The sequence below is a fragment of the Neglectibacter sp. X4 genome, from assembly GCF_009917365.1.
In the GTDB taxonomy this organism is placed as follows: domain Bacteria; phylum Bacillota; class Clostridia; order Oscillospirales; family Acutalibacteraceae; genus Acutalibacter.
The window spans coordinates 1-603 of the sequence record NZ_QWLE01000292.1 but is presented as its reverse complement, the minus strand read 5'-3'; the positions used below and the strand labels follow the sequence as shown (position 1 = coordinate 603).

The window sequence follows — 603 nt, the reverse complement described above, 5'->3', positions numbered from 1 at the left end:
TAGCACGCTATTTTCTTTTTTTGATGGTCTTGTTCCAGAAGGCTGGCTTCTTGATGTTGCAAGCAGGAACTGGAAAATCAATGCTAACGACCGGTTTGGTCTATTGCTTTTAACTTGTAGGGATTGTATCGGTGATGTGTCGATCAGAACGGAGAAAGGATAGAGATGAAATGCTTATACTGTCAAAAGGATATTAGGGATTCGGTGTCGCTGGAGGAGAAAGATTCTTGCTGGCACAAGAAGTGTGTAAAAGCTTTTTTTGGTACGGATAAAATGCCTATTTTAGATGTGACAAAAGAGGGATTAAATCAGTTAGCAAGGAAGACGGTAAATAAAGGATTGACAGTTCCTGGGGTGCAGAAGAAGCTTTCACTGCACTTATCCACAGAAACGGAATCCCGTCTTACACTTGTAGACTATCCAACGGGTTATATTTTAAAGCCGCAAACTGACGAATTTGAGAAGCTTCCGGAGTTTGAAGATTTGGCGATGAGGTTAGCAAGGATTGCGGGGGTAAAGACAGTGCCTCACGGACTGGTGAAAATTCATGACGAATACGCATATATTACAAGACGCATTGACAGACTTATAGATGGGGATTCG

Annotated in this window: 2 protein-coding genes; both read left to right on the top strand. The window is 42.0% G+C overall.

The window, feature by feature from the left end:
* Positions 1–163, top strand: a 163-nt coding sequence (locus D1841_RS18195; RefSeq protein WP_207710212.1) for a HipA N-terminal domain-containing protein, incomplete at its 5' end; no start/stop codon positions are given.
* A gap of 2 nt (positions 164–165) precedes the next feature.
* The coding region (locus D1841_RS18190) for a HipA domain-containing protein (RefSeq protein ID WP_166554383.1) at positions 166–603 on the top strand (438 nt) is incomplete at its 3' end.